The sequence below is a fragment of the Parapedobacter sp. genome, assembly GCF_053550995.1.
Genome location: NZ_JBMQOC010000052.1, coordinates 21536 through 45030, shown reverse-complemented (window position 1 = coordinate 45030; position 23495 = coordinate 21536). Strand labels below are relative to the sequence as shown.

General features: G+C 50.6%; 21 protein-coding genes. 8 read left to right on the top strand and 13 right to left on the bottom strand.

Annotation, left to right across the window (positions count from 1 at the left end; translation table 11 throughout):
• Positions 1 to 132 precede the first annotated feature (132 nt).
• Positions 133 to 1338, bottom strand: coding sequence for an HlyD family secretion protein (locus ACO1NT_RS07580; RefSeq protein WP_449047914.1), 1206 nt, complete (start codon positions 1336 to 1338; stop codon positions 133 to 135).
• A 354-nt stretch (positions 1339 to 1692) separates the two neighbouring features.
• Between ACO1NT_RS07580 and ACO1NT_RS07575 the strand changes: the two genes are divergently transcribed.
• The 3 genes from ACO1NT_RS07575 (at position 1693) to ACO1NT_RS07565 (ending at position 7027) form a co-directional block, all read left to right on the top strand.
• Positions 1693 to 3630, top strand: a complete 1938-nt coding sequence (locus ACO1NT_RS07575; protein WP_449047913.1) for an ATP-binding protein — start codon at positions 1693 to 1695, stop codon at positions 3628 to 3630.
• A 105-nt stretch (positions 3631 to 3735) separates the two neighbouring features.
• Positions 3736 to 5916 (top strand): DUF4954 family protein, encoded by a 2181-nt coding sequence (locus tag ACO1NT_RS07570; protein WP_449047912.1) that lies wholly within the window; start codon positions 3736 to 3738, stop codon positions 5914 to 5916.
• Positions 5917 to 5968: 52 nt separating this feature from the next.
• Complete coding sequence (locus ACO1NT_RS07565) at positions 5969 to 7027, top strand: hypothetical protein (RefSeq protein WP_449047911.1); 1059 nt, start codon at positions 5969 to 5971, stop codon at positions 7025 to 7027.
• Here ACO1NT_RS07565 and ACO1NT_RS07560 read toward each other — a convergent pair.
• From ACO1NT_RS07560 to ACO1NT_RS07535, 6 genes are all read right to left on the bottom strand, one after another.
• Positions 7021 to 7911, bottom strand: a complete 891-nt coding sequence (locus ACO1NT_RS07560; RefSeq protein ID WP_449047910.1) for an N-acetylmuramoyl-L-alanine amidase — start codon at positions 7909 to 7911, stop codon at positions 7021 to 7023. The two genes, ACO1NT_RS07565 and ACO1NT_RS07560, sit on opposite strands and share 7 nt — an antisense overlap.
• 3 nt (positions 7912 to 7914) lie before the next feature.
• A complete protein-coding gene (locus ACO1NT_RS07555; RefSeq protein WP_449047909.1) occupies positions 7915 to 8889 on the bottom strand; it encodes a DUF3078 domain-containing protein in 975 nt (324 codons plus the stop codon).
• Positions 8890 to 8937: 48 nt separating this feature from the next.
• Positions 8938 to 9684 (bottom strand): hypothetical protein, encoded by a 747-nt coding sequence (locus ACO1NT_RS07550; protein ID WP_449047908.1) that lies wholly within the window; start codon positions 9682 to 9684, stop codon positions 8938 to 8940.
• Between the two features lie 67 nt (positions 9685 to 9751).
• The gene (locus ACO1NT_RS07545; RefSeq protein WP_449047906.1) at positions 9752 to 10618 is read right to left on the bottom strand and encodes a glucosaminidase domain-containing protein; all 867 of its coding nucleotides are present in this window, start codon (positions 10616 to 10618) and stop codon (positions 9752 to 9754) included.
• Positions 10618 to 11304, bottom strand: a complete 687-nt coding sequence (locus ACO1NT_RS07540; protein WP_449047904.1) for a glucosaminidase domain-containing protein — start codon at positions 11302 to 11304, stop codon at positions 10618 to 10620. The genes ACO1NT_RS07545 and ACO1NT_RS07540 overlap by 1 nt, the downstream gene beginning before the upstream one ends.
• A gap of 18 nt (positions 11305 to 11322) precedes the next feature.
• Positions 11323 to 11958, bottom strand: coding sequence for an O-methyltransferase (locus ACO1NT_RS07535; protein WP_449047903.1), 636 nt, complete (start codon positions 11956 to 11958; stop codon positions 11323 to 11325).
• A gap of 188 nt (positions 11959 to 12146) precedes the next feature.
• Between ACO1NT_RS07535 and ACO1NT_RS07530 the strand changes: the two genes are divergently transcribed.
• The 5 genes from ACO1NT_RS07530 to ACO1NT_RS07510 all read left to right on the top strand — a co-directional run bounded on the left by ACO1NT_RS07530 (position 12147) and on the right by ACO1NT_RS07510 (position 17872).
• Positions 12147 to 13229, top strand: a complete 1083-nt coding sequence (locus ACO1NT_RS07530; RefSeq protein ID WP_449047902.1) for a DUF4407 domain-containing protein — start codon at positions 12147 to 12149, stop codon at positions 13227 to 13229.
• A 79-nt stretch (positions 13230 to 13308) separates the two neighbouring features.
• Positions 13309 to 14076, top strand: a complete 768-nt coding sequence (locus tag ACO1NT_RS07525; RefSeq protein ID WP_449047901.1) for an NIPSNAP family protein — start codon at positions 13309 to 13311, stop codon at positions 14074 to 14076.
• Between the two features lie 110 nt (positions 14077 to 14186).
• Positions 14187 to 15611 (top strand): sensor histidine kinase, encoded by a 1425-nt coding sequence (locus tag ACO1NT_RS07520; protein ID WP_449047900.1) that lies wholly within the window; start codon positions 14187 to 14189, stop codon positions 15609 to 15611.
• 25 nt (positions 15612 to 15636) lie between these two features.
• Complete coding sequence (locus ACO1NT_RS07515) at positions 15637 to 16338, top strand: LytR/AlgR family response regulator transcription factor (protein ID WP_449047899.1); 702 nt, start codon at positions 15637 to 15639, stop codon at positions 16336 to 16338.
• Between the two features lie 187 nt (positions 16339 to 16525).
• Positions 16526 to 17872, top strand: coding sequence for a TolC family protein (locus ACO1NT_RS07510; protein ID WP_449047898.1), 1347 nt, complete (start codon positions 16526 to 16528; stop codon positions 17870 to 17872).
• On the opposite strand, the gene ACO1NT_RS07505 is transcribed toward ACO1NT_RS07510, so the two are convergent.
• From ACO1NT_RS07505 to ACO1NT_RS07480, 6 genes are all read right to left on the bottom strand, one after another.
• Positions 17863 to 18924, bottom strand: coding sequence for an ABC transporter ATP-binding protein (locus ACO1NT_RS07505; RefSeq protein WP_449047897.1), 1062 nt, complete (start codon positions 18922 to 18924; stop codon positions 17863 to 17865). The genes ACO1NT_RS07510 and ACO1NT_RS07505 overlap by 10 nt on opposite strands.
• 58 nt (positions 18925 to 18982) lie before the next feature.
• Positions 18983 to 19897 carry an outer membrane beta-barrel protein gene (locus ACO1NT_RS07500; protein WP_449047895.1) on the bottom strand — a complete coding sequence of 305 codons (915 nt, stop codon included), beginning with the start codon at positions 19895 to 19897 and terminating at the stop codon, positions 18983 to 18985.
• Positions 19898 to 19920: 23 nt separating this feature from the next.
• Positions 19921 to 20730, bottom strand: coding sequence for a hypothetical protein (locus tag ACO1NT_RS07495; protein WP_449047894.1), 810 nt, complete (start codon positions 20728 to 20730; stop codon positions 19921 to 19923).
• Positions 20717 to 21274: an RNA polymerase sigma factor gene (locus tag ACO1NT_RS07490; RefSeq protein ID WP_449047893.1), complete on the bottom strand. Its 558-nt coding sequence runs from the start codon at positions 21272 to 21274 to the stop codon at positions 20717 to 20719. The genes ACO1NT_RS07495 and ACO1NT_RS07490 overlap by 14 nt, the downstream gene beginning before the upstream one ends.
• A gap of 88 nt (positions 21275 to 21362) precedes the next feature.
• On the bottom strand, positions 21363 to 21623 hold the full coding sequence (locus tag ACO1NT_RS07485) for a nuclear transport factor 2 family protein (protein WP_449047892.1): 261 nt from the start codon (positions 21621 to 21623) through the stop codon (positions 21363 to 21365).
• Between the two features lie 191 nt (positions 21624 to 21814).
• Positions 21815 to 23461, bottom strand: coding sequence for a pyruvate dehydrogenase complex dihydrolipoamide acetyltransferase (locus ACO1NT_RS07480; protein ID WP_449047890.1), 1647 nt, complete (start codon positions 23459 to 23461; stop codon positions 21815 to 21817).
• Positions 23462 to 23495 lie beyond the last annotated feature (34 nt).

The window sequence follows — 23495 nt, the reverse complement described above, 5'->3', positions numbered from 1 at the left end:
CGATGCCAAGCAGGCGGCACCGCAATCGGTTATATCGTGTTGTTTAATGGCTATTTGTTTCATTTGACTTATTTACCGCGTGTTGCTAAAAAAGGATATTATCCGGCGGGGTCGATCCAATCGCTCACGTCGTCATATAGTTAGTAGTTGAAAAAGTGTTCGACGAGCCACCAGAAAGCGGGCCTGGACACCCATCCCCTTCTTAAGCGTGCCTTCGTATCCATTAGGCAGATGCAGTTTTTTGGTATCAAGCTGACATTTGACGAGGAAAACAGGCACCCCATTTTCAGAAATATAAACATCATTGGATATATCGACGATGTTTCCCTGCGCAAAGCCCCAGATATTGTGGTTAAAGGCATCCACCTGGAACCGCGCTTGCATTCCGGTCCGAAGTAATCCGATGTCGCGCGGCGGCACGTGTATTTCTGCTACAAGACCAGAATCCGGGGAAATTTCTCCCAACACTTCGCCCTGGGTTACGAAACTGCCTGGGCGAACACCGCTTAGCTCCCGCACCGTTCCGTCGACTCCAGCGGCTACGGTGTAGAAGGCTTCTTTCCGGTTAGCATCTTGCTGTTGTTGTGCATGGAGTTCACGTATCTTTTCTTCCACCGTATACAAAGCTTCCTGCCAGGCGCTAAGCTGTTCGTCATACAGCAGCTGCAACTGATTCCGGGCATTTCGGAGATCATACCTCGATTGATCGAATTCGGCGGACGAGACAACTTTTTTGTCGAAAAGCTGTTTTTGCCGATTATATCGGGTTTGCTCGTTGGCAAAGGTCAGTTGAGCCTGATCGATCCGCTGACGGTATACATGATATTGTTGCCGGTACAATGGGGTACGTAGACGGGATGCTGCCGGCGTGCCGGTCGTACCGTTCACGGCCGTTGCGTTCGCTAACGTTCCGCCGTCGTATTCGGAAGCTCCTGCAGTTGGCGTGAAAGTGATCGTCAGCAGTTGGCGCAAATCATCTGCCTGCTGGTCGAGTTCCCGCCGACGCGAGGCAAGATAATCCAATTGCTGTTCCAATTCATCGGCCTGCAACGTGACCAATATATCTCCCGTGGCGACCCGCTGGTTCTCGGTAACAAAAACCTCTTTCACTTGACCGCTAACCGGTGTTTTTACGATGTTGCGTTCGGTTGCAGCGGTCAGCATGCCCATACTGTTTACGCTGACATCCACCTGTATAAAGAACAAAGAAATAAGGCTAGTGATAAAAAATACCAAGACCGTGAGGTAAATGATCTTGCTCGTCGTATGGCGCTGCTGGTAATGCAGCTCCACACTGTATTTCACGATATCCGCAGGAAAGATTCTTTTACTTGTCATTTACGGACCAAGGTAGCGCAATCCCTTCCGGCCATCAATCCCCGAAATCCACCATTTTCCTACCTCTTATAATGATTTGGGAACAGTGTACAAGAATGTGGTGTATGCTAATTTGGAAGTGGAATATGTGCCTTTCATAATTAAAGGCTCTTCACCCATACGTTAGGTTACCAGTTTTTATCATGAAAGCCGACATTATATGGTGGTGTTTGGTTTTGTTTTTTGTTCGAGTGCGTTAAATCAATTGATAATACCGTATCAAAGCGGAGCTTTTCTTCCATTTCTGCAAATTACCGTTGCAAATAAGTGCTATTATTGGTTTTTTTAAACTATTTTTTATATTTGGCACTGTAAATGAAACGCTTATTGCTAAAGCTAGCGTGTATTGTGCCGATGGTTGTTGCAATGAGTGGTCCGCTGGACGCTCAAATCAAAGATATCACCGCACTGAAGGCGCGCATCCCGGCTCTACGTGACAGTGTGGAGCAAGTAGCGATATATGCGCGATTGGGTATGCTGTACTCCAACCGATCGTTGGATTCTTGCTATTACTTCGGCGCACGCGCCCTCGACCTCGCCAAGCGCATCAACGATAAAGCGGGTGAGGCGGAAGCGCTCAATGTCCTCGCCTTCTATTACCAGGAAAAAGCAAACCCTTATCTTGCCTATAAATACATCAACGAGTCCCTAACGATTTTCAAACGGTTGGGAAACAAACCGAAGATCTGTGAAGTGACCATGAATATTGGTGTATTGTTGAGTTATGAAGGCAAGCTCGACCAATCACTCGCGCAGTACCGGAAAGCCTATGAATTGAGTGGCAGCCTTGTACAAGACTCAATCAGGCCGCTGGTGCTGCTAAACCTTGCGCTGGCCCAGTCTTTCACGCCGCAGCCACCGGACGTAACGCCCTTGATCGATGAAGCGGAAGGGTTGGCTGAAAAGCAGGGAAACCAGCGTTTTCTGATCATCGCGCGGCTAGCGCGTAATGCCACGCGCTTCCGAAGCGGGATACCTGCCCGTGAGATCATCCCGCGGCAACACGCCGTCATCGCGGAAACGAAAGAGGCGGGCTATGAATATTTTACAGCGCTGGCATATATGGAGCTGGCCAATATGTTCCTACCCATGGCTGTCGATAGTGCCATCCATTACTTTGATCAGGCTATCGAACTGGCCGACAGGACGGGTTATGAGGGCCTGCATTTCCAAACCATGGCCCAAGCCTACCAGGTATTGTCGCAGGTGCAGCCTTTACCGGTCCAGGCTAATGTGTATAGCCGGAAACTATTGGAGCTTCGCCGGGATAAGGAGCTCGAAAACCAAAAGACGGGAATGGATTTTCTCCAGCTGGCCCTTAAGGAACAGGAGGTAGCCGCAGATGAAGCACGGTTGCGATCCCGTAGGACGCTGGGTATATCATTGGGGGTGATCTGTCTGCTGGCCGTGGGCTTTTCATTGCTCGTGTTCCGCTTATATCGCAATAAACGCCGATTGGCTAAGCGCCAAAGGGAAATCAACGCCCGACTCGAAGAACAATATAAGCAACTTGAAGACAATAATGCCTTCCACCAAAAACTCATTTCCATCATTTCGCACGACCTCCGGCAGCCGCTATCATCGATGCTGATGCTCGGTGAGGCTGGTATGGTTGATCAGATGAGCGATTCCCAGCGACAATACGTGTTCGATCAGGTGAGTCTTAATGCCCGTACGAGTCTGCAGGCAATGGATGGGTTGGTGCACTGGATGAAATTGAACACCGTGGGTCTGGCCTATACGCCATCAACGGTGAACTTAAAGGAAGTTATATTGGGTGCCCTTGCATACAATCAATTGGTGGCCGACCAGAAAGGTATCGTGGTAATGGATTTCATCCCGGCGGCGATGGATGTCCTTGCCCAAAGTGAAATGCTTTTGTTTGTCAACCGTAACATTCTCAGCAATGCACTACGCCATACACCCAATGGGGGGCGGATCGTGATTTCCGTTGTCAAAGAGGAAGAGAGTAATCATGCGATGGTGCGCGTTGCAGATTCGGGAAGTGGGATCCCGCCAAACTTATTGCCCCGCTTATTCGATAAGGAGCAGTCCGAACGGGCAACTGGTGGCTCCGGTCTGGCGTTGATTATCTGCCATGAAATGATCGAAAGGATGAACGGCCGGATATGGGCGACGAATAACCCCGAGGGTGGTGCTTCGTTTTGCTATAGCCTGCCGTTGGCGGCCCCGCCGATTGTAGATGCCCCTCCATCGCCCCGCATTAGCAAAAACTTGAACGCAATCGATTGATTGATGGTAAAAATGCTATTTTTGCCCCGTTGCTTAACCAGCGGTAGTACCTCTTAGGTGCTCGCCGATGCATGGGCACATAAGCATATAAATAAGTTGCCGACAATGACACCGAGACGAAAATCACTACATACCTTGGGGTATGACTTTATTCCAGTCGAATACCTGCCGGAAGGGAAAGATGAGTATGATTTACGCGACCAGCAGCAGTTGACCAGCTACGCCTACCGACCGCTCAATGCCCCCGAGATCGATTTACTTGTGCGTAACGGAAACTATGCGCCCAATTGGGCGGATGTATGGGTAACCGACCGATTTATTCCGGAGCAGGTACAGTGGTCTAAGTTTTACGGGCGTGTACGTATCGGCGACATGGAAGCTAGTTTTCTCGACTATCGCGATCTGCATCTCCCCATTGGCATCTACAATAGTGTGGTAGTGAGTAGCGACATCGGTGGATATAACGCTATCCATAATGTACATTATATGGCGCACTTTATCCTAGGTGACGAAGTTGTTTTATTCAACATCAATGAAATGGAGACCAGCAGCAATGCTAAATTCGGCAACGGGATCCTCAAGGATGGTGACCCCGAGAGCAGCCTCATTGCATTGGAACTCTGCAATGAGAACGGTGGCCGCGCCGTGCTTCCATTTGATGGGATGCAGGCTTCGGATGTGTATCTATGGACACGAAATCGACATGACGGGCAACTCCAAAAGCGGTTCCGTGAAATGACACTCGCCCGGTTTGATACCCGCCGTGGGTATTACAGTACCATCGGCCACCGTACGGTGGTTAAGAACTCAGATACCCTCAAGGATGTCAGGATCGGGACGGATGCCTACATCAAGGGCGTGAATAAGCTGAAAAATGTGACCGTCAATTCCATCGCCGGGGCTTATACACAGATCGGTGAAGGCTGTGAACTGGTGAATGGGATTGTGGGCCATGGATGCCGCATCTTCTATGGGGTGAAGGCGGTGCGGTTTATACTCTCTGCCTTTTCGCAGTTGAAGTATGGTGCGCGACTCATCAATTCATTTTTGGGCGACAATAGTACTATCTCCTGTTGTGAGGTGCTCAACTCACTCATCTTCCCGGCGCATGAGCAGCACCACAACAATTCTTTCTTATGCGCCGCATTGGTGATGGGACAGAGTAATATGGCCGCGGGCGCTACCGTAGGGTCGAACCACAACTCGCGGGCTGCCGACGGCGAGATCGTAGCCGGCCGGGGCTTCTGGCCTGGCCTCTGCGTGAGCCTCAAACACAATTCGCGTTTCGCTTCGTATACACTCATTGCCAAAGGCGATTTCATGCACGAATTGGATATCAGGCTACCCTTTGCCATGGTAAGTAACGATGTGACGAATGATCGGCTAGTCGTTTTACCTGCCTACTGGTTTCTATACAACATGTATGCGCTGATGCGCAACAACACCAAGTTTCTGAACCGTGACCGCCGCTCGCTGAAGAACCAATATTTCGAATATGCCGTGTTGGCACCCGACACCGTTAATGAGATGTTCGCTGCCCTGCGCGAAATAGAATTGGCCGTCGGCCAATCGTTCTTTCCGGAGATTGCGGAAACGGAGGAGTGTATCCAGCGTGGCCGTGAAATACTCGGTGATGACAGCATTGATTTACACGCCCATGAAATTAACTTGTCAGGGGTGGAAAATTCCAAACGCCGTGTTGTGCTTATCAAAGTACGCGAGGGCTACCAAATCTACCGGCGGATGATTGTCTATTATGGGGCTACGCAGCTGAAGCGATATTTCGATGCGCACACATTTGCCCAATTCAATGAGGAATACCCTGTGGACGACCCGCTTTGCCGGCGGGAGCAATTTGAAGATGTGGGTGGGCAGCTTGTCCGAAAGCACGATCTGTATGTGCTGCTCGACGAAATCCGCGCGGGTAAACTGAACGACTGGGGAGCGGTGCATCAATGCTACCATCGGCTAAGCAGCCATTACCCGGCCCATAAGTTTGGACATGCATTGGCGTCGCTGCTTGAGATAAAGGGTATGCAACGCAGCGATGTAACACCTGTGTTCGCCCAACAAGTGATTGACGAAAGTGTCTTGACAAAGCAGTGGATTTGTGAAGAGATCTATAAAACGCGGGCGAAGGACTACCAGAACAGGTTCCGCCGGATGGTTTATGAAAATGAGGCGGAGCGCGATGCGGTGGTAGGCTCATTGTTAGGCAACACTTTCATCCACCAGCAGCAGGCGGAATACGAGCAGTATGCCGTATCCATCCCCACCGTAAAATAGACACCCTCATTTTCAACCCGCGGGTATCATTTTTTTGTGTTTATTTGTGGTGATGAATACTGTACGCGTGCGTTATCTGATCTTGTTTTCCATTACGCTGGGCTTGTCGTTGTTTTTCACCGCTTGTCAGTTTACGGATGGTGGGGAGCTTGGTGGAGCGGTGGCCCCACGGCCGTCGGCGGACGACTCCGTGGCACATAACGATGGAGCCCCCCTCCAACGCGTAGCAGAGGGCGAGGCGGCTTACAGGTCGAAACTCCTCGCGCTTGCCGAAGGCGATACAACGGGACGCTGGCCCGTAGCCAACCAGCCAATGCCGTTGCCTGGGGCCATTTTACCATACAAACGGATCGTCGCCTTTTATGGCAATCTTTATTCGGCTAGAATGGGTATTTTGGGAGAACTGCCGCCGGACAGCATGTTGGGCAGGCTCGACGAGGAGGTGGCCAACTGGAATGCCGCTGATACAACCACGGAAGCTATTCCGGCGTTGCATTATATTGCGGTTACCGCACAGGGAAATGCCGGCCGTGACGGTAAGTACCGCGCACGCATGCCGTTCAGCCAGATCGACTCCATCCTTCGGATTGCGGAAAAGCGCGACGCACTCGTATTCCTCGATATCCAAGTGGGATTCAGCACCTTGGAGGCCGAACTTCCGCGCTTAGACACGTTTCTGCGTATGTCGCATGTGCATTTGGGCATAGACCCCGAGTTTTCTATGAAGGATGATGTGCCCCCCGGCAAACGCATAGGCCACTTCACGGCAGCTGATATCAATGCTGCTGCGACACACCTTGCCGAACTGGTACGCGCACACAACCTGCCACCGAAGGTGCTCGTGGTACACCGGTTTACACAGGGGATGATAAAAGATTACAACCAGATTAAACTGCATCCTGAAGTACAGCTGCTCATCCACATGGACGGTTGGGGGGCACCGGCCTTGAAGAAAGACACCTATCGGCGCTATGTCTCCAACGAACCGGTCCAATTTACCGGGTTTAAATTTTTCTATAAAAACGACTTGAAGCCTCCGCCCCACCGCATGATGACATTGGCCGAAGTGTTAGCGCTTACGCCGAAGCCGATATATATCCAATATCAATAGTTAAGGTAAAGGTTATAAAGCACGCAGATATCGTCCTCTGTTAGTATGGCATTCACCTCGTGTTGGATGAAGTGTAGCTTAAACGCCCGTATAGCCGCATCGAGGTTGCTGGTGTCATAGCCGATAATACGCAACGCGTCCACCGGGTTGAAGTGCTCGGGCGGTACGGCCAATGAATCGCCCGGCCAGTAGCCGAAACCATGTTCTGCCAGCCGTTTCCAGGGGAACAAGGCGCTGGGATCGACCTTCCGTGTGGGAGCAATATCCGAATGGCCGATGAAGTTAGCTGTGGGGATATTGTATTTCTTTTTCAGCGTATCGAGTACATGGAGCAGGCTATGGATCTGCGCTTCGGAAAATGGTTCACTTCCGTTGTTGTCGAGCTCGATGCCCAACGACACCGAGTTCAAGTCGGTTACACTGCCCCATTTCCCGCTCCCAGCGTGCCAACCCCTTACGTAATCGTTGAGCATCTGGTACACCTCACCATCACGCCCGATGACATAGTGGGAACTCACTTGGGCGTGTGGCACCGTAAATGTACGCAAGGTTTGCTGGAGGCTATCTTGGGCTGTGTGGTGGATAATCACATAGTTGGGCTTGCGTAGATTGAAATGGATGGCTCCTACCCAGCTCGAACGTTCTTCCGTTGCCCCGGGGTCTTCCGATACCACGGGCATTCCCATGCTATCGTATGTGGTAATCAGACGGGGCGTAGCATAGGGCAATGGTTCCCGCATTTGCTTGGTGAGTGTTTTCAATTGTTTTTGATATACGCGGTTGGTCTTCGCGTACCGGTTGGTACCGCACGTCGATAGCATAAAGGCCAGCCCGGTGAGCAGCACAATCGTTAAGCTGTGTGTGCGCAAGTGCATTGTTCGCATGGGTTATCTCGGTAACTTATAAAGCAAGCCCAATGCCAGCGTTTGGCTCGTTTGGATATTTTCATGCAGCCGGCTGTCATACAGTAATATGCCGCTGAGCGTTACGTTGATTAGCCGGGTAACGGAGGCGGTAAGGGTAGCATCCAACCGATGAGAAGGATCGCCGAGCTCTTCGTAATTGGCAAATAGGTTGTAGCGACTTTTGAGGTTAAGGTTGCGTGCGATGTTACGGTCCAAGTTTGCCGTGATCTGAAAAGCGAGGTCGTTGCGGAAACGTCGATCGGATTCTACACCAAAACGTGTTTCGCCATTTCGGGGTATCAATTGCTCGTCCAAAATGAAAGTTTGACGGGCGGTACCGGTACCGATCCTTAACGAAAATGTATTGTCGGGCTTATATTCAATCCCCAGTGACTCGGTTAAGTAACCGGGGGCCATGAAGTTGGAAACGGTATCCGTGATCTCATTGTCATTGCCGTACTTTAAACCCATGTCAAATTGACTTTCGAAAGTAAGCGACATGAACAGCGACCAATTGTTGGATACTTTTAACGAAAGCTTGTTGTCCCAAAACATACGGTCGTTGTTTTTACGGGGCTGTTGGTCTTTGTTTTTCTGCTTCCCATATTGCAGCATCAGCTCGGTAACAAAATTCGTGTTGTCGCGCGTAAAGTCCGATTTGTGGTTGAGCAAAAGACCGACCGAAATGGAATTGACCCCCCCCCCGGTCCAGTTATCGCTGAATGACGATTGATTGGCATTGATACCGAATGACGACCAGTGCCGCCAATAGATGACCCTTAAGTCCAATGCAGACATGGGCAACTTAACCGGTTGGATTTCGAGCTCGGGTATTTCCACCTTCAAGCTGTTGGAGTCGGGCTTGCGCCGCAACTCATCGATATCATAGGTCTGGGCACCTGCCCACGACGCCCAACCCAATAGGGTAATCACGAAAAAGTAAAACTGTGGTCTCATAGCTGGCGCTAAATTAACAAATATCATGCTGTTTTTACTTAAGCGTGCTTATTTCTCGACAGTTGGCAATGGAGGGAGCCTACGAGCGGCCGGGTTTTGTCGATAGCGCACTAACGAAGAACGAATGTAAAATGCCAGGTTATAATCGTTCGAGCTTAGTATAAAGAAATATGAGGGGCGGTACTGCCGCATGAAATCGATAAGGATTTCGCCGCGCAGACCGGTTACACTACTCACCAATTCGGGGGTGAACCGATAATCGATCACAGACTCCCGGTAGTCGCGCTCGATGATTTCTTGGAGTCTGCGTGAGTTTTTTCCTTCGCGGCTGATCAACTTATACAATGCATCGATACTCAACCCCGCCCCCGTGGGGCCTGTTGAGAAAATAGAGCCCGCGTTGCCTTTCATATATGCGGTACTATATTCGCGCTTGTTCGCTTCGAGGCGCTCCTCGGGGCTGCGCCGGGCAATCACAGAGACCTCATCAAGCCATATCGTCGAACGAGCCATATGGAAGAGGACAACCTTCTTGTCGGATACAACCAGCGTGTCAGGATAATACCCTTTGGCGGCAGCGATCAGGATATCGCCGGGCGATGCATCCATGCGGAATTCGCCCCGTGTATTATTGTACGCCCCGTAGTCGTTTGCCGTATTGTAAATGTATACCTGCGAAATGCGCTGTTGGGTATGGGTGTCAAATACAATCCCTTCAATGGTTGTTTGCGCGGTTGCAAAATGGGCCAAAGTACATAGCAGTAGTCCGCAGAAATAAACACCTACACTTTTCACTGTCGTAAAACTACAGCTAAGTTTGCACTCGGCGAAAAATTTAACATCATTTAGCAAGTGCGAAACGTTATTGTGACACCAAGATAAGCTGGCCGATGAAGAGCGATTCCGTTTTGAGGCCGTTGAGATCCATCAGCTCTGCCGTTTCCATTCCGTATTTTCGGGCGATAGCGGCCAGCGTATCCCCTTGTTTGACTTCATGGATATCAATGCGTACCGAGGCCTTGGTTTCGGTTGCCGCTGTTTCCCCAGCCTTATTTTCAACGATTTCCGTTTGCACGATGGCCTCTCTGTGGCTTTTCTGGTCCTTTGTTTCCGGGCGGTCATACTGATACAGCTGATACCGCTCAATCAGGCTAATCAACAAATCCGCATACCGCGGGTTGGTGGCATAGCCCGCAGCTTTAAGCCCGCGTGCCCACCCCTTGTAGTCGTCCTTGTCGAGCTCAAACAAGGCAGCGTAGCGTTTCCGTAAGAGGAACTGCGAGTGGTCATGGAAAGAATCCTCAGGCCGTTTGTACACACGGAAACAATCATTGCGCCGGTCATCGTCATGATAGGTTGTCCCGCCCGTCCACTCGGGCGTACATTTGATGCCGAAATGGTTGTTGGCTTCGCGGGCAAGCGTACTATTGCCATTGCCCGATTCAAGCAGGGCCTGGGCAAGCTTGATACTGGCTGGGATACCATATTCTTCCATCTCGGCAATGGCGATATCTTTGTACCGTTCAATATACGCCAAACCCGATAGGCTGGTAGCGGGTTTGGTTGCTTTTGGGGTCCCGTTACCAGGTTTCGTGGCTTGTGGTGGTTTATGCGGACGATGCACGGGCTGCCCCCGCTTGGCTACGCGTGGTTTTTGGAGAACATCCTGCTTGGAAAGGCACGAGGTAAGTGATAATATGGCCAATAATGCGTATAAGTACTGCTTCATTATAGCATCAATTGTTGGCCGATGCGCAACCGCGATCCGGTGAGTCCGTTTTCTCGTTGGATAGTACGTACGGTGGTACCATGCTCGCGCGCAAGGTCATATAACGTATCCCCCTCTTTTACCGTATACCAAGTAACATCATCCCCCGCCTCGGCGGCAGCCACCACTACCCCTCCTTCAGGTTTTTTGTCCAGTTCGTGTAGGCGGTATTTACGGATCATGCCGATGACCTTCGATGACCACGAGGTGCTTTGGGCGTAGCCCGACCGCGCGATGCCCTGTACCCATTTCCGATACTCGTGCGGCTCGTATAGATCGAATAGCTCTTTGGTACTCTTCCTCCGCTGGAGGAAATCGATAAAATCCCGGTACGACTCTTCCACCGATCCATACCCTTTGTATGCCGAGCGGATTTCCGTACTGTTGTTGGGGCCTTTGATCCCGAAGTGGTTGTTAAGGTACCGGGCGATTTTGCTGTTTCCATGGGCACTTTCGTGCATGGCGACGGCAAGGATGATGCTGGCGGGGCACCCATATTCTTCCATATACTGGATAGCGGCAGCCTTATGTTGTTCGATATACGCCTGGGGCGTGATTCGTTGGGCAATGGTTTTCACCGTCGAAACGGCGATCAGCAAGGAGGTTAGGCATAGGGCGATTGCAGTGGTATTGTTCGGTACGCTCATTCCTCATTTTTTTGTCCTTCATCGTTTACGCAACAGGAAAAGCCCGTCGCGAACGGGGAGGATTAGTTTTTCTATGCGTTCATCGTTGGCAAGTTGATGGTTTAGCGTTGTAATTTGTTGGGTTTGGCTGTCGTTGGCCTCCGAAACGACTTTTCCCTTCCAAAGCACATTATCGATAAGGATTAACCCACCGCGCCGGCTTTTCTCAAGGGCAAGTTCGTAGTAGGTGCCATTGTTTTTCTTGTCGGCATCGATAAAGACCAAATCGAGTGGCCCGGCAATCGTCGGGATGATGGCCGCCGCATCGCCTATGTGATAATGGATATTAGTGTTATAAGCGGACTGGCCGAAGTATTCACGTACCCGGTCTTCCAGCTCGATGTTATTATCAATGGTATGGATTTCGCCCCCTTGGGCAAGACCTTCCGCTAAGCACAACGTGGCATAGCCGGTAAAAGTACCCACTTCAAGGATTCTGGTGGGCGATACCAATTTACTCAGGAAAGCCAATAACCGACCTTGAAAATGACCCGAGAGCATATGTGGGGAGGTTTCCTTTAAATAGGTCTCCCTATTGATGTGCTGTAACAGGGCAGGCTCCCGATCGCAAGTCTTTTCCAGGTACGCCGTTAATAGGTCATCAAACATATCCATTGCCGACAAAAGTACGGAACATGCACCAAAGTGCAAAACCCCCGGTTTCGTCCCGCGATTGGGCGCTTTCGTCCCTAATTGTCGTCAGCTCATCCCACTCCACTTATTTTTGTGGCCATGGCAAGGCGATGCGTAACAATTTGGCTTTCAGGTTGTCTTAAGCTTATATAGCGAAATTGGGGGAGCAAATGGAAAAACTGACGCAATTTTTCTGGTGGTGTAGTGGAGCACATCAGTCCGTATTGGCCAAATACCCTGCCGAGCATAACAAATATGTAGGCATTGGCGCAACGATTTTTTTCACCGGGCTTTTTGCCGCCCTATCGGGTGGGTATGCCCTGTATTTCGTATTCAGCGGCGATGGCGGTGCCATCGGATATGCCGTACTTTTCGGGCTGCTGTGGGGGCTGGCCATCTTCAATATGGACCGTTATATTGTCTCGAGTATCAACAAGAACGCATCCGGGGTCAGACAATTCCTGCAAGCCACCCCGCGTATTCTATTAGCGGTCCTTATCGGTATCGTTATCGCCCGTCCGTTGGAGATCAAAGTGCTCGATAAGGAAATCCGCGACCAGTTGAGGATTACCTATCTCAATCGGCAGCGTGCCGGTATCGATACGCTCAACCGTGCCTTTGATAGCAAATACGCTATTGAAATGGCCAAGATTACCGAATTGAAAACGGAGCGGGACTCGGTGGAGGCCACGCTCAAGGCGGACCGTGTAAAGCTCAAAATGGAAACTTTCGGTGAAAAGAGTGTGGAAACCTCAGGGATTGTCGGGTATGGCCCTTACGCCAAGCAGCGACAGGCCGACTTGGATAAACAGGAGCAGTACCTCGATACATTGCGCTCGACTATTGCGGCGCAGGAGGCGTTCATCCAGCAACGCAAGCAATTCGAAGGGTTGATGGATGCGCAATTATTGACCGGAGCACAAATGGATAGCGTAGTAAACAGGGCAGGGTTTGCAGACCGGAACGCAGCCTTGGGCGACCTGAAGTATTATCCCGATGGTCGCGTGAATAGTTCCAATTATTGGTCAATCACGTTCATCATGTTGCTTTTCATTTTCTTCGAATGCCTGCCCGTGTTTGTCAAGTTGATGAGCGACCGTGATGCTTACGACATGGCTTTGAAAGATCAACAATCCGTAGATATCTACCGTTCAGGGAAGGACCGCGATGCGGAAATCGCTATAGTTGATGGCGTATATGGCACCAAAGTAAGCGAGGGCATCGACCGGCAAAAGGCTAGTCTTTGGGACTAAAAGAAGCGTGGGTTGAGCAATATTGTATAAATCTGCTTAATTTGGGCGATTATTTTATTGTTCATTTAATGATTTTTCAATGAGAGCCGGTTTATTATTGTCAATTGCTATTTGTTTGTGCATAGGGTCGGCCCAAGCCCGCGATTTTTATCAACTGAAAATATACCATCTTGCGAATACCCAACAGTCTATCCAGTTGGATGAGTTCTTACGAGATGCGTACCTGCCTGCCCTGCATCGCGCAGGTATCCCAAATGTCGGTGTATTCAAGCCGATTGTTGACTCACAAAGCAATGACAAACAGCAGGTTTATGTATTTATTCCCTATGCTTCCTACGATCAATTTTCGGCATTGGATGGGGTGTTAGCACGGGATAAGTTGTATCAAAAGGCAGGCGAAGCCTACATAAGGGCACTCTACGACACCCCGCCTTACGAGCGGATAGAAACGATTTTATTGAATGCGTTTATTGGTAGCCCCCATGCCCAGCTTCCCAATCTTACTTCCCCTAAATCCGAGCGGGTATATGAACTCAGGAGTTACGAAGGCCCCACCGAATCTTATTATCGCAATAAAGTGGATATGTTCAATAGCGGTGACGAAGTCGGCCTGTTTAAGCGTCTGGGGTTTAACGCTATCTTTTATGGAGAGGTCATCGCCGGGAGCCGTATGCCGAACTTGATGTACCTTACCACCTTTGAAAATAGGAAGTCACGGGATGAACATTGGGAGGCATTCGGAAAGGACGACTATTGGAAAACACTCTCGGCGAAACCCGAATACCAAAATAATGTGTCGCGCAACCAGCAGATTTTCCTATACCCCACGGAATATTCAGATTTTTAACGGCTCGACCTATAGTAAGCTGCGGATTTCATCACAGCAGTCGGCTATTTCACCCCATTTGATTGCTAGCCTTTGAATGATTGGCGTGTTTTGCTGGAAAATAATTCGTTATGAAGCTGAATCGTATTGAAACCATCTTGGCCACGGGCATTTACCTCTTTGCGCTCGTGCTCATCTTTAGCAATCAGGGACGTGCCGGGGTTACCCGTAACGTCGTTTCGTTGATCGGGTATGCTACTGTAATCTATGGCGGGTACCTCGCATTTGCGCAATGGGTTTCGCCCGTATTTTTCAAGGAACGCAAAATCGATCTGGGCATTGCCTTTACCCTATTGCTCTTCTTTCTGGTTTGGTTGGGCCTCACGATGTGCATATGGGTGCGCGATTACCATTGGGAAGACGGCCATTTTGTTGTCCATCTCACACGCGGCGGGGCGTTGGGAGGTGCATTGCTCGTGTTCTTGCTATTATTTGTCTATGAAGGTATTAAGCGGCTGATCCGTTACTTGCAGCAAACGCAGAATACCCTGGCCATTCGTATTGCCAAGGAAAGCCTCGTGGTTTTAGGCGGAGGGACGGTGATATTTTTCCTGCTGTTGGCCGTTGGCCTATCATTGGCGAATGATGAGACTGTTGCGTTAGTTTGGCTGAGTACGGCCCCCTATAACTACCTTATCTTCGCGTTGAATGTGTACTGGTTATTGCCCATGAAGGAGAAAAGGGGGTATACGTTCATCTCGTATTTGCTTATCGCCATCGGATTAGGTTTTGTTGCTTTTATTCCGTTCGGCTTGTTTTTTTTAAGCGTTGCAGGTTTTGCAGGGCCTTTGTATTTCGTGCTATGGATTTGTACCAACCTCATCATGCTGCCACTTGCCAATTTCGTATACCAGCGGCAAAAAGAACGTATTGGTCAACTGGTAAATCTCCAAACGGAACTGGGACAGACGTCAGCTGGATTGAGTTTCCTGCGCTCGCAGATCAACCCGCATTTCTTGTTCAACATCCTGAACACCCTGTATGGCACTGCGTTGCAGGAAGATGCAGAGCGCACATCCGCAGGTATCCAGAAATTGGGCGACATGATGCGTTTCATGCTTCATGAAAACAACCAAGACAGCATCTTATTGGCCCGGGAGATTGAATACCTCCGCAATTATATCGACCTGCAGCTGCTACGTACCGCCACCTCTCCTGATATTAATGTAGAATGTGATATCAAAGATGCATTGGAAAGCACCTATATTGCTCCGATGCTGCTTATCCCATTCGTGGAGAACGCATTCAAACACGGCATCAGTTTGAACGAGCGGTCGTGGATAAAAGTGAGCCTCTATGAAGCGGATGGGGGGCTGTACTTCGATGTCCACAACAGCATCCACCGCAAGCCGGAGACCGATCCGGAACAGCGTCATTCGGGCATTGGGCTGGACAATGTGAAGCAGCGCCTGGCGATGCTTTACCCCAACCGACACGAACTGGTCATCCGCGAAACTACCCAAGAGTATTTTGTACACTTGACGGTACAGTTGTAAGCGACAACATTTTTCCTATCTTTGGATGAAGGGTGTATTGAAGATGATTACAGCCATTGCCGTAGACGATGAACCGATAGCACTTGATGTGGTGCGTAGCCATGCTACCAAGGTGCCTTTCCTGGACCTACAGGCTTCGTTTACCAACGCTTTTGAGGCGATGGACTACCTGCGGCAGCATCCGGTGGACCTTCTATTTCTCGACATCAAGATGCCTGATATTTCGGGTATCGAGTTTTTCAGAAGTCTGAGCAAGAAACCGCTTGTTGTTTTTACCACTGCTTACTCCGAACATGCCGTAGCGGGCTTTGAACTGGACGCCGTGGATTACCTACTCAAACCATTCTCGTTGCCGCGGTTCCTCAAAGCCTGCAATAAAGCCCAGGAGTGGTTGGAGTTGCGGGGCAAGGACGCCAAACCGACGTATATTTTCGTCAAAACCGGATATGATCAAGTGAAGGTGGATTTCGACGCCATCGATTACCTCGAGGCTACCGGGAATTACGTAAACTTTGTGCTGGGCAATAACCATGTACTGAGCCGGATGACGATTACCGAATGCGAGGCATTATTGCCTGCCGATCGTTTCGTGCGCATCCACCGCTCATTTATGGCAGCTATCGGCAAGGTGGAGAAAATCGAACGGCACCAACTTGCCATCAACGGCAGCATACTACCCATCGGTGCATCGTACATGGCCGCAGTGAAAAAGCTCGCTCCACAATAATATGCTACCAACTGTAGGTCTTTCGGGGCATTATCCGTTTTTTGGTGTCGACAACTGTCCGTTTCCGAACACCCACTGCCCGAAAACGAACAATACCTGTCATTTCAGCTTTTGCAACCTCTTAGTAGCCAGTTGATTGCGTTTTTGGCGTAAACTATGATAATGTTGTGCCAAAACGAAAAAAGACATGTTGTTAACGATACGTTATATCGTCTGTTTATTTACGGCATTTGGTGTGATTTCGGCACCGGCCGTTGCTCAGGAAATGCTTATTCCCGATACCCTGACCTTGGAAGGCAGCATCGCATTGGCTCTAGAATTTAACCGCGATGTACAGCAAAGCCGCATCCGAACGGGAGGCGAAGCCATCAACCTGCGGCAGGCAAAGCAGAATCTATTGCCATCCCTGGAAGCAGGCATGAGCCACAGTTATAGCCAAGGGCGCTTCATTAACCCTACCACCAACCAATATGTGGAAGAGAATTTCATATCCGGAGACCAACGTGTTAGTGGTTCCCTGATTTTATTTGACGGGTTGCGGATGTTCCGCAACATTACGCAGCAAGCCCATGCCTACCGCGCTACGCAATTGGAAGAACAGTTGATGGAAGAGCAGGTAGCGCTGGATGTTACGGCAGCCTATATCAATGTGCTTACGGCAACGGATATGGTGGCACAGATCGACAGCCAAGTGGCGGTGACCCAACGGCAGGTGGAGCGCAGCACGGTACTTTTCGATGAAGGAGCTATCGCCCCGGGCGACTATTACGACCTCAAGGGACAATATGCTAGCGACCTCAACAGCCTGAACACAGCGAAGAATACCCTGAACGAGAATTTACTGGGTCTATTCCGGTTGCTGAACCTGCCGTATAACGAAAGCGTATCCATCATGCCGCTTCAAGCATTGCCCTTCCCGAAGGCACCCGTTTCGGGTGCGGACGCCCTCTACCAAACGGCCGCGGAACGACTGGGTGTCATCAAAGCTGTGGACCATTGGCAAAAGCAGGCCGAGTTTTCACTGAAGGCTGCCCGTTCATCGTATTTCCCCACCTTATCATTGGGCGCAGGGTTGTCCAGCAACTACTCAAAAGATGGCATGGGCAGTTATTATGACCAAGTGCAGAACAACCTGGGGCGCTCATTGGCCTTTTCACTCTCTATCCCTATTTTCTCACGGTTTCAGCTGCGGAATAACGTAGCCCGGGCCAAACTCAATGTTTTGGATGCAGCACAGGCGGCCCAGAGCCGCCGCAACGAATTGCAACAGACTACCCATCAAGTGCTGTTTAACCTGGAAGCGGCCAAGGAGCGGTATAAGAACCTCGTGGAACAGGTTGCCCATTACGAAGAGTCGTTCCGCATCGCCGAAGTGCGGTTCAATGCCGGGGCGATCAATTCCGTGGACTTTCTGATTGCGAAGAATAAAATGGATAATGCGCACGCCAACCTCGTCATCGCCCGCTACCAATGGCACCTCCGGCAGCGGATTGTAGACTATTACAACGGGGAACTGCTGGTCGGTCAGGAATGACCGGGGAGCGGGTGGAAACGGTCGACGCTGATGTCCACGGACATGCCTTTTTCGAGGTCTGGCTTGGTGTCTACGATACCGTGTAATGTGATTGCACGATGTTGTACGGTGATCAGCCGATAGAAACCCTTGAACTGGATGTCTTGCACCGTAAAGCGCCCATGCTTATTCTCGGCGATCGACAACCACTCGGGGTGGATAGCTACCGGCGTTTCGGTATCGATACCCAATAGCCGGGCCTCGGCCGCTTCGACGATGTTGCTTTTCGCCAGCAGTCGTGCCGTATACGCGTTCGGTGGTTGCTGGTATAGGTATGCCGGCTGGCCGGTTGCCTTCAGCCTACCGCTTTTCAACACGATTAATTCGTCGGCCATCGAAAGCACTTCGGCAGGATCGTGCGATACGAGCACCACGGTAAGTCCCGTTTCCTCCACAATGTTGCGGATGTCCCGCTGGAGGGTTTCCCGGAAAGCGGCGTCCACCTGATTGAAGGGTTCGTCCATCAGCAGCACTTCGGGATTATTGACGAGGGCACGGGCCAGTGCTACGCGCTGCTTCTCGCCGCCGCTCAGGTCGGCAATGCGCTGCTTGGCCAAATGGCCGATGCGTAGGCGGCGCAGACTGGCCTCTGTTTCCCGGTATTTACCTTCGAGATCGGTATTGGATAGCTGGGAGGCCACATTGTCCCATACATTCGCGTAGGTGTTTAAGTCGTCAAACCCTTGCGATACCATACGCATGGCATCATGGCCAGGGATCAGTTTTTCGCGGGGATTGGGCACCTTCCAGCCACGGTAGCGGACTTCCCCTTGGTCAGGCTCCACCAAGCCATAGATGAGCTTCAGCAGCGTACTCTTGCCACTGCCACTCTCGCCGATGACGGCAGTGATCTTCCCCTCAGAGATACCGAACGAGAGGTCACTGATCGCTACGATGGGCTCCTTCCCTGCGAAAGCACGGCTCACCCGCTCTCCATGGATAAGTGGCAGGCCGGTGCGCTGTACGTCATCCGGTACCGAACAAGAAGGGGCATTTGCAGTGAGTATTGCCATAAATGAAGCCGCCCCGGTTATCGGGGCGGCACAAAATTACGAAATATAACGCAATGATTTAAAATCCGAGCATCAGGCCGAAAGCCATGGTCTGCAGACCATCCTGGTTCGGACTGTTTTCAAACAGGTCGTTGAAGTAATATTTAGCATAGATGCCGAAGGAACCTACCCCAAAGCGTGCGAATGCCCCATAACGGAATTGGGTGAAGTTATAATCGTCTTTGAACTTCTGCTTACCGAGTTCGTCACTCTTGAACCGCTGCGTCCCTTTAAGTAAAAAACCACCTTCGGGCCCGAAAGCAAACCGTAGCCGGCCGAGGCCACTGTAATGCCTGCTCCGCAGCTCAAACGTGAGCGGCAACCGCAGGTAGGTAGCGGTGAGCTTGTTTTTGGAGTAGTTAATCTCATTCCGGTCAATATAATCCCAGTCCAATGGCGTGGTATTTTCTTTGAAATCGATGTTTTCCCGCAAGCGGATGTAAGTCCAGTCGAATCCTGCGGAGAGGAACAGCCGGAAATTGTCATTGAAGCGATAGCCTGCCTGCAACAGGTCAAACCCGAAATTGACCGTTTTGCCGGGGCGGTATTTGAAATCGCGGTTATTGTCGGACAGGGTGAAACTGCCGTTATCGATTAGTTTGGCCAAGCCGAGGTCGATCCGCGAGAAGGTGATGTCGTAGATGGGCGCTGCACCACGTCGGCGCTCAACGGTTATTTTTTCATCATCGCTGGCACCGTCGTCTCTTTTATATTCATAGGTCTTCTCCGATTTTTCGATGGTAATGACTCCATCATCTTTGCCGGGGATAGTGATCCGTACCTTCCGCCGCTCGCCGGTTTCCACGTCTTCCATGATGACCGTATCCATCGCGCCCTTATGATTGATGCGGATCGTATCCGTTTTCTTTTTTTCCTGTGCCGTTGCCGTCAGTAGGGCGGCACAGCATAATAGGGTGAGGCTCATGTATTTCATGTTGATTTGATATTAAAGGGTGTTTACTTTATCCGTTTTTTCTTGTTTTTTGCCAAGCTGAAGTTAAAGTCGAGCTTCAGCGTGCCTTCGCTATCGTTGGAGAACGTAACCAGCTTTTCCTCACGCTGGTCTACGGCACCTACCACATAGTTGAGGATGTTGCTGACCCCGAAAGGTTGTTTGGATGCTTCTGTCGAGGCCAATAATGTTTCTTCCTCGTCTTCCAACACTACGGGGGGTTGGATGTCGGGCACGGTTGCGGCCACTGCTTCCCCGATAGGTGTTTGGTCCACAGATATCGGAGTAGCCGGATCATCATTTTTCGCTAATGCCTGCGCAGGTGGAATCGCGTTTTCGACGATTACTGACTGATTATCGATGGTGCCTGCAGTCCGGTCAGACAACGGGGTTTCAGGTACTTGTATTTCCTGCTGGTTTTCGTTTTTGGACTTGCGGTTCCGTTTGGCGAATAACCGCTTCAGCCGGTCGATATCCAACGGTTCTACTTCTGGAGCGGGCACTGTAACTGGCTTTTCGACTGCGGGGGTTTCCGGTTTTTCCAGATGGGCCACCGGGTTTTGAAGGTAGGTTACCGTGACCGGACGGTTAAACCAATACACGATGGCACATACCACCGACACACTCGCAGCAACCGATATCCACCAAGTGGGGAACCGACGACGTTGCTTTATCGGGATGGTGCTATCCTGCTGCTCCTGCTGGTCGAGTTTGGAGGCTATCTTACCCCACAGGTCACGGGGTACTTCGGGCCTGAAGTTGTCGAACTTACCTGCCAGTTGCTTGTCAAACTCCTTATTTTTATCTGGATTCATGGATACCTCCTTCTACTAATTTTATCCGTTGTTTCAGCCACGTTCGTGCCCTTGACAATTGCGATTTGGACGCGCTTTCACTGATTTGTAGCGATTCTGCTATTTCCTTGTGTGAGAACCCCTCGACCGCATACATGTTGAATACCAAACGGTAACCATCGGGAAGTTCCTGTATAAGGCGGAGTAGATCCTCGCATTCCAGGCTATCCATCGCGAACGTCTGTTGGGCATCATCGTACACCTCGTTCAGCTCCACTTGTTGCCCACCCCGCATATTCCGGCGGTACGTTTCTATCGCCGTGTTAACGATGACCCGCCGTATCCACCCTTCAAAAGAGCCCTCGCCACGGTAACTGCCCAGATTGCCGAAGACCTTGATGAAACCGGCTTGCAACATGTCCTCCGCTTCAAAAGTGCTGGTGGCGTAGCGCATGCACACCCCCAATAGTTTTGATGCCAACGCGTTGTACAGCTGCTCTTGTGCCTGACGGCTGCCGCCTTTGCAGCCTTCATACAAACTTTCTATCGTAACCGTTCGCTCCAATTTGGGGTGTGTTTATTACTATGATGTTAAGATACGTAAAAAGGTTGCACGGCAGGCGCGATTTTTTTTGACAATGCCGGTTGGGGTATCACGCCTTTATTTTTGCTTTTACTGCCCCCTCGGCAATCACGATGTTCCCTTCCTCCACAAGTCGAGTTATAGTAATACCGGGGTGGCCGTCGGCATGGAGATGTTCAATCTCCTTGTCAAATGATGGTTTGCCGCGATGAAGATAAACGCCCGGCATTTCCCAAACGACGTCGTCGGTTAAACACGATCGTATTTTATCGTGGTCAGAAGCACGGAAGCCATCCATGTATTTTTCCACGATTTGTTTTTGTCCGTTCATAACGTTGGCTGTTTCGATTTATTCTACGGCAGCCATAGCCCAATAAAAGAGGTTGTCTTAAAAGTAAAATTGAACCTCTGAGAATTGAATATTTGAAAGTGCCCCTGTAGGGGGACACAGGTAAAAATGACAAAAAAAGAGGCTGCCTCGACTTATGAGACAGCCTCTCAAATATTGTTGTTGTTCTTTCCTTACGCCAGTAAACGTACGGGCTCTTCCAGCAGTGACTTCAGCGTTTGCAGGAATGCCGCTCCCGTTGCCCCGTCAACCACGCGGTGATCGCACGTAAGTGTTACCTTCATGATGTTGCCCGGAACGATCTGCCCATCTTTCACTACAGGCACTTGGTCGATGCCTCCGATGGCCAGAATACATGAATCCGGTGCATTGATGATGGCGGTAAACTCATCGATACCGAACATGCCCAGGTTTGACACCGTAAAGGTGGAACCTTCCCAGTCTGCCGGCTGCAATTTCTTGGCCTTGGCCCGTTGTGCGAACTCTTTCACTTCCGCCGAAATGTGCGAGAGGGATTTGCCGTCTGCAAACCGTACCACGGGTACCAGTAGCCCTTCGTCGACAGCTACCGCAACGCCGATATTGACGTGCTCGTTGTAGCGGATGGTGTCGCCTTGCCAAGAAGCATTGATGGCTGGATGCTGCTTCAGGGCGACGGCGGCCGCTTTGATGACCAAATCATTGAAGGATACCTTCACGGGGGCCACTTCGTTGATTTTGGCGCGCGCCGGGATGACATTATCCATGTTGATTTTGATGGTGAGGTAGAAATGCGGCACGAGGAACGACTCGGAGAGTCTCCTGCTGATGGTTTTCCGCATTTGCGTAACCGGTTTTTCGGTATAACGCTCCTCGCCCACGTACTGCGGGATATTGACGGTCGTTGTTGCACCTTCGCTTGCCGGCACTGCGGCCGCTGCGGGTGCCGCTGGCTGTGCGGCGGGTGTATATGATTCGACATCCTTTTTGATGATGCGGCCACCGTCGCCCGTTCCTTTCACATTAGTAAGGCTTATCCCTTTATCTTTGGCAATTTTGCGGGCCAAGGGAGAGGCTTTTATGCGGGCGTCATCATCGTGGGTTGCTTGTTTTTCTGCTTCAACTTCTTTCGGCTGTTCCGAAACGGGAGCCTTGACACTCGTATCGTCCGCTTTGGGGGCTGAACCGGATTTTTTTCCAGGTTTTTGTTTAAGGAGGGGTGTTATGTCGGTGCCTTCCTCGCCTACGATGGCAATGATATCATTTACCTTCGCGGCCTGCCCTTTTTCGACGCCGATATACAACAGCGTTCCATCGGCATAAGCGGTCACTTCCATGGTGGCCTTGTCGGTTTCCACGTCGGCAATCACATCGTCACTTTTGATGGTATCACCCACTTTGAAATGCCATTCGGCGATGACCCCTTCGGTCATCGTATCGCTGAGCAGGGGCATGGTGATGACCTCTGCGTTGATATCTTCGGTACTCACGTCCGTATCGTCACTTTCCGAGGGCTCTTCCTCTGTTTTAGCTTCCTCTTTATCCAAATCGGTATCGGCTTTGCTGCTGCCACCTTCGCTGAGCAACGCCTGATAGTCTTCTCCTTCTTCACCCAACACCGCAATAACCGCATCGATGGGAACCGCTTCGCCTTCTTTCGGGCCAATATACAATAACGTTCCCTCCTGGTACGATTCGAAGTCCATCGTGGCTTTGTCAGTTTCCACTTCCGCGATCAAATCGCCAGAACTGACTTTGTCGCCCACTTTTTTGTGCCATTTGGCGATAACCCCTTCGGTCATGGTATCGCTCATTTTCGGCATTTTAACTACTTCAGCCATGTTATATTGCGGTTAATCCTATTCTTAAACTAAT

Excerpts from the sequence above, each read along its gene's own strand:
- ACO1NT_RS07580 (WP_449047914.1), bottom strand. The coding sequence starts at position 1,338 with ATGACAAGTAAAAGAATCTTTCCTGCGGATATCGTGAAATACAGTGTG.
- ACO1NT_RS07575 (WP_449047913.1), top strand. The coding sequence starts at position 1,693 with ATGAAACGCTTATTGCTAAAGCTAGCGTGTATTGTGCCGATGGTTGTT.
- ACO1NT_RS07570 (WP_449047912.1), top strand. The coding sequence starts at position 3,736 with ATGACACCGAGACGAAAATCACTACATACCTTGGGGTATGACTTTATT.
- ACO1NT_RS07565 (WP_449047911.1), top strand. The coding sequence starts at position 5,969 with ATGAATACTGTACGCGTGCGTTATCTGATCTTGTTTTCCATTACGCTG.
- ACO1NT_RS07560 (WP_449047910.1), bottom strand. The coding sequence starts at position 7,911 with ATGCGAACAATGCACTTGCGCACACACAGCTTAACGATTGTGCTGCTC.
- ACO1NT_RS07555 (WP_449047909.1), bottom strand. The coding sequence starts at position 8,889 with ATGAGACCACAGTTTTACTTTTTCGTGATTACCCTATTGGGTTGGGCG.
- ACO1NT_RS07545 (WP_449047906.1), bottom strand. The coding sequence starts at position 10,618 with ATGAAGCAGTACTTATACGCATTATTGGCCATATTATCACTTACCTCG.
- ACO1NT_RS07540 (WP_449047904.1), bottom strand. The coding sequence starts at position 11,304 with ATGAGCGTACCGAACAATACCACTGCAATCGCCCTATGCCTAACCTCC.
- ACO1NT_RS07535 (WP_449047903.1), bottom strand. The coding sequence starts at position 11,958 with ATGGATATGTTTGATGACCTATTAACGGCGTACCTGGAAAAGACTTGC.
- ACO1NT_RS07530 (WP_449047902.1), top strand. The coding sequence starts at position 12,147 with ATGGAAAAACTGACGCAATTTTTCTGGTGGTGTAGTGGAGCACATCAG.
- ACO1NT_RS07525 (WP_449047901.1), top strand. The coding sequence starts at position 13,309 with ATGAGAGCCGGTTTATTATTGTCAATTGCTATTTGTTTGTGCATAGGG.
- ACO1NT_RS07520 (WP_449047900.1), top strand. The coding sequence starts at position 14,187 with ATGAAGCTGAATCGTATTGAAACCATCTTGGCCACGGGCATTTACCTC.
- ACO1NT_RS07515 (WP_449047899.1), top strand. The coding sequence starts at position 15,637 with ATGAAGGGTGTATTGAAGATGATTACAGCCATTGCCGTAGACGATGAA.
- ACO1NT_RS07510 (WP_449047898.1), top strand. The coding sequence starts at position 16,526 with ATGTTGTTAACGATACGTTATATCGTCTGTTTATTTACGGCATTTGGT.
- ACO1NT_RS07505 (WP_449047897.1), bottom strand. The coding sequence starts at position 18,924 with ATGGCAATACTCACTGCAAATGCCCCTTCTTGTTCGGTACCGGATGAC.
- ACO1NT_RS07500 (WP_449047895.1), bottom strand. The coding sequence starts at position 19,897 with ATGAAATACATGAGCCTCACCCTATTATGCTGTGCCGCCCTACTGACG.
- ACO1NT_RS07495 (WP_449047894.1), bottom strand. The coding sequence starts at position 20,730 with ATGAATCCAGATAAAAATAAGGAGTTTGACAAGCAACTGGCAGGTAAG.
- ACO1NT_RS07485 (WP_449047892.1), bottom strand. The coding sequence starts at position 21,623 with ATGAACGGACAAAAACAAATCGTGGAAAAATACATGGATGGCTTCCGT.
- ACO1NT_RS07480 (WP_449047890.1), bottom strand. The coding sequence starts at position 23,461 with ATGGCTGAAGTAGTTAAAATGCCGAAAATGAGCGATACCATGACCGAA.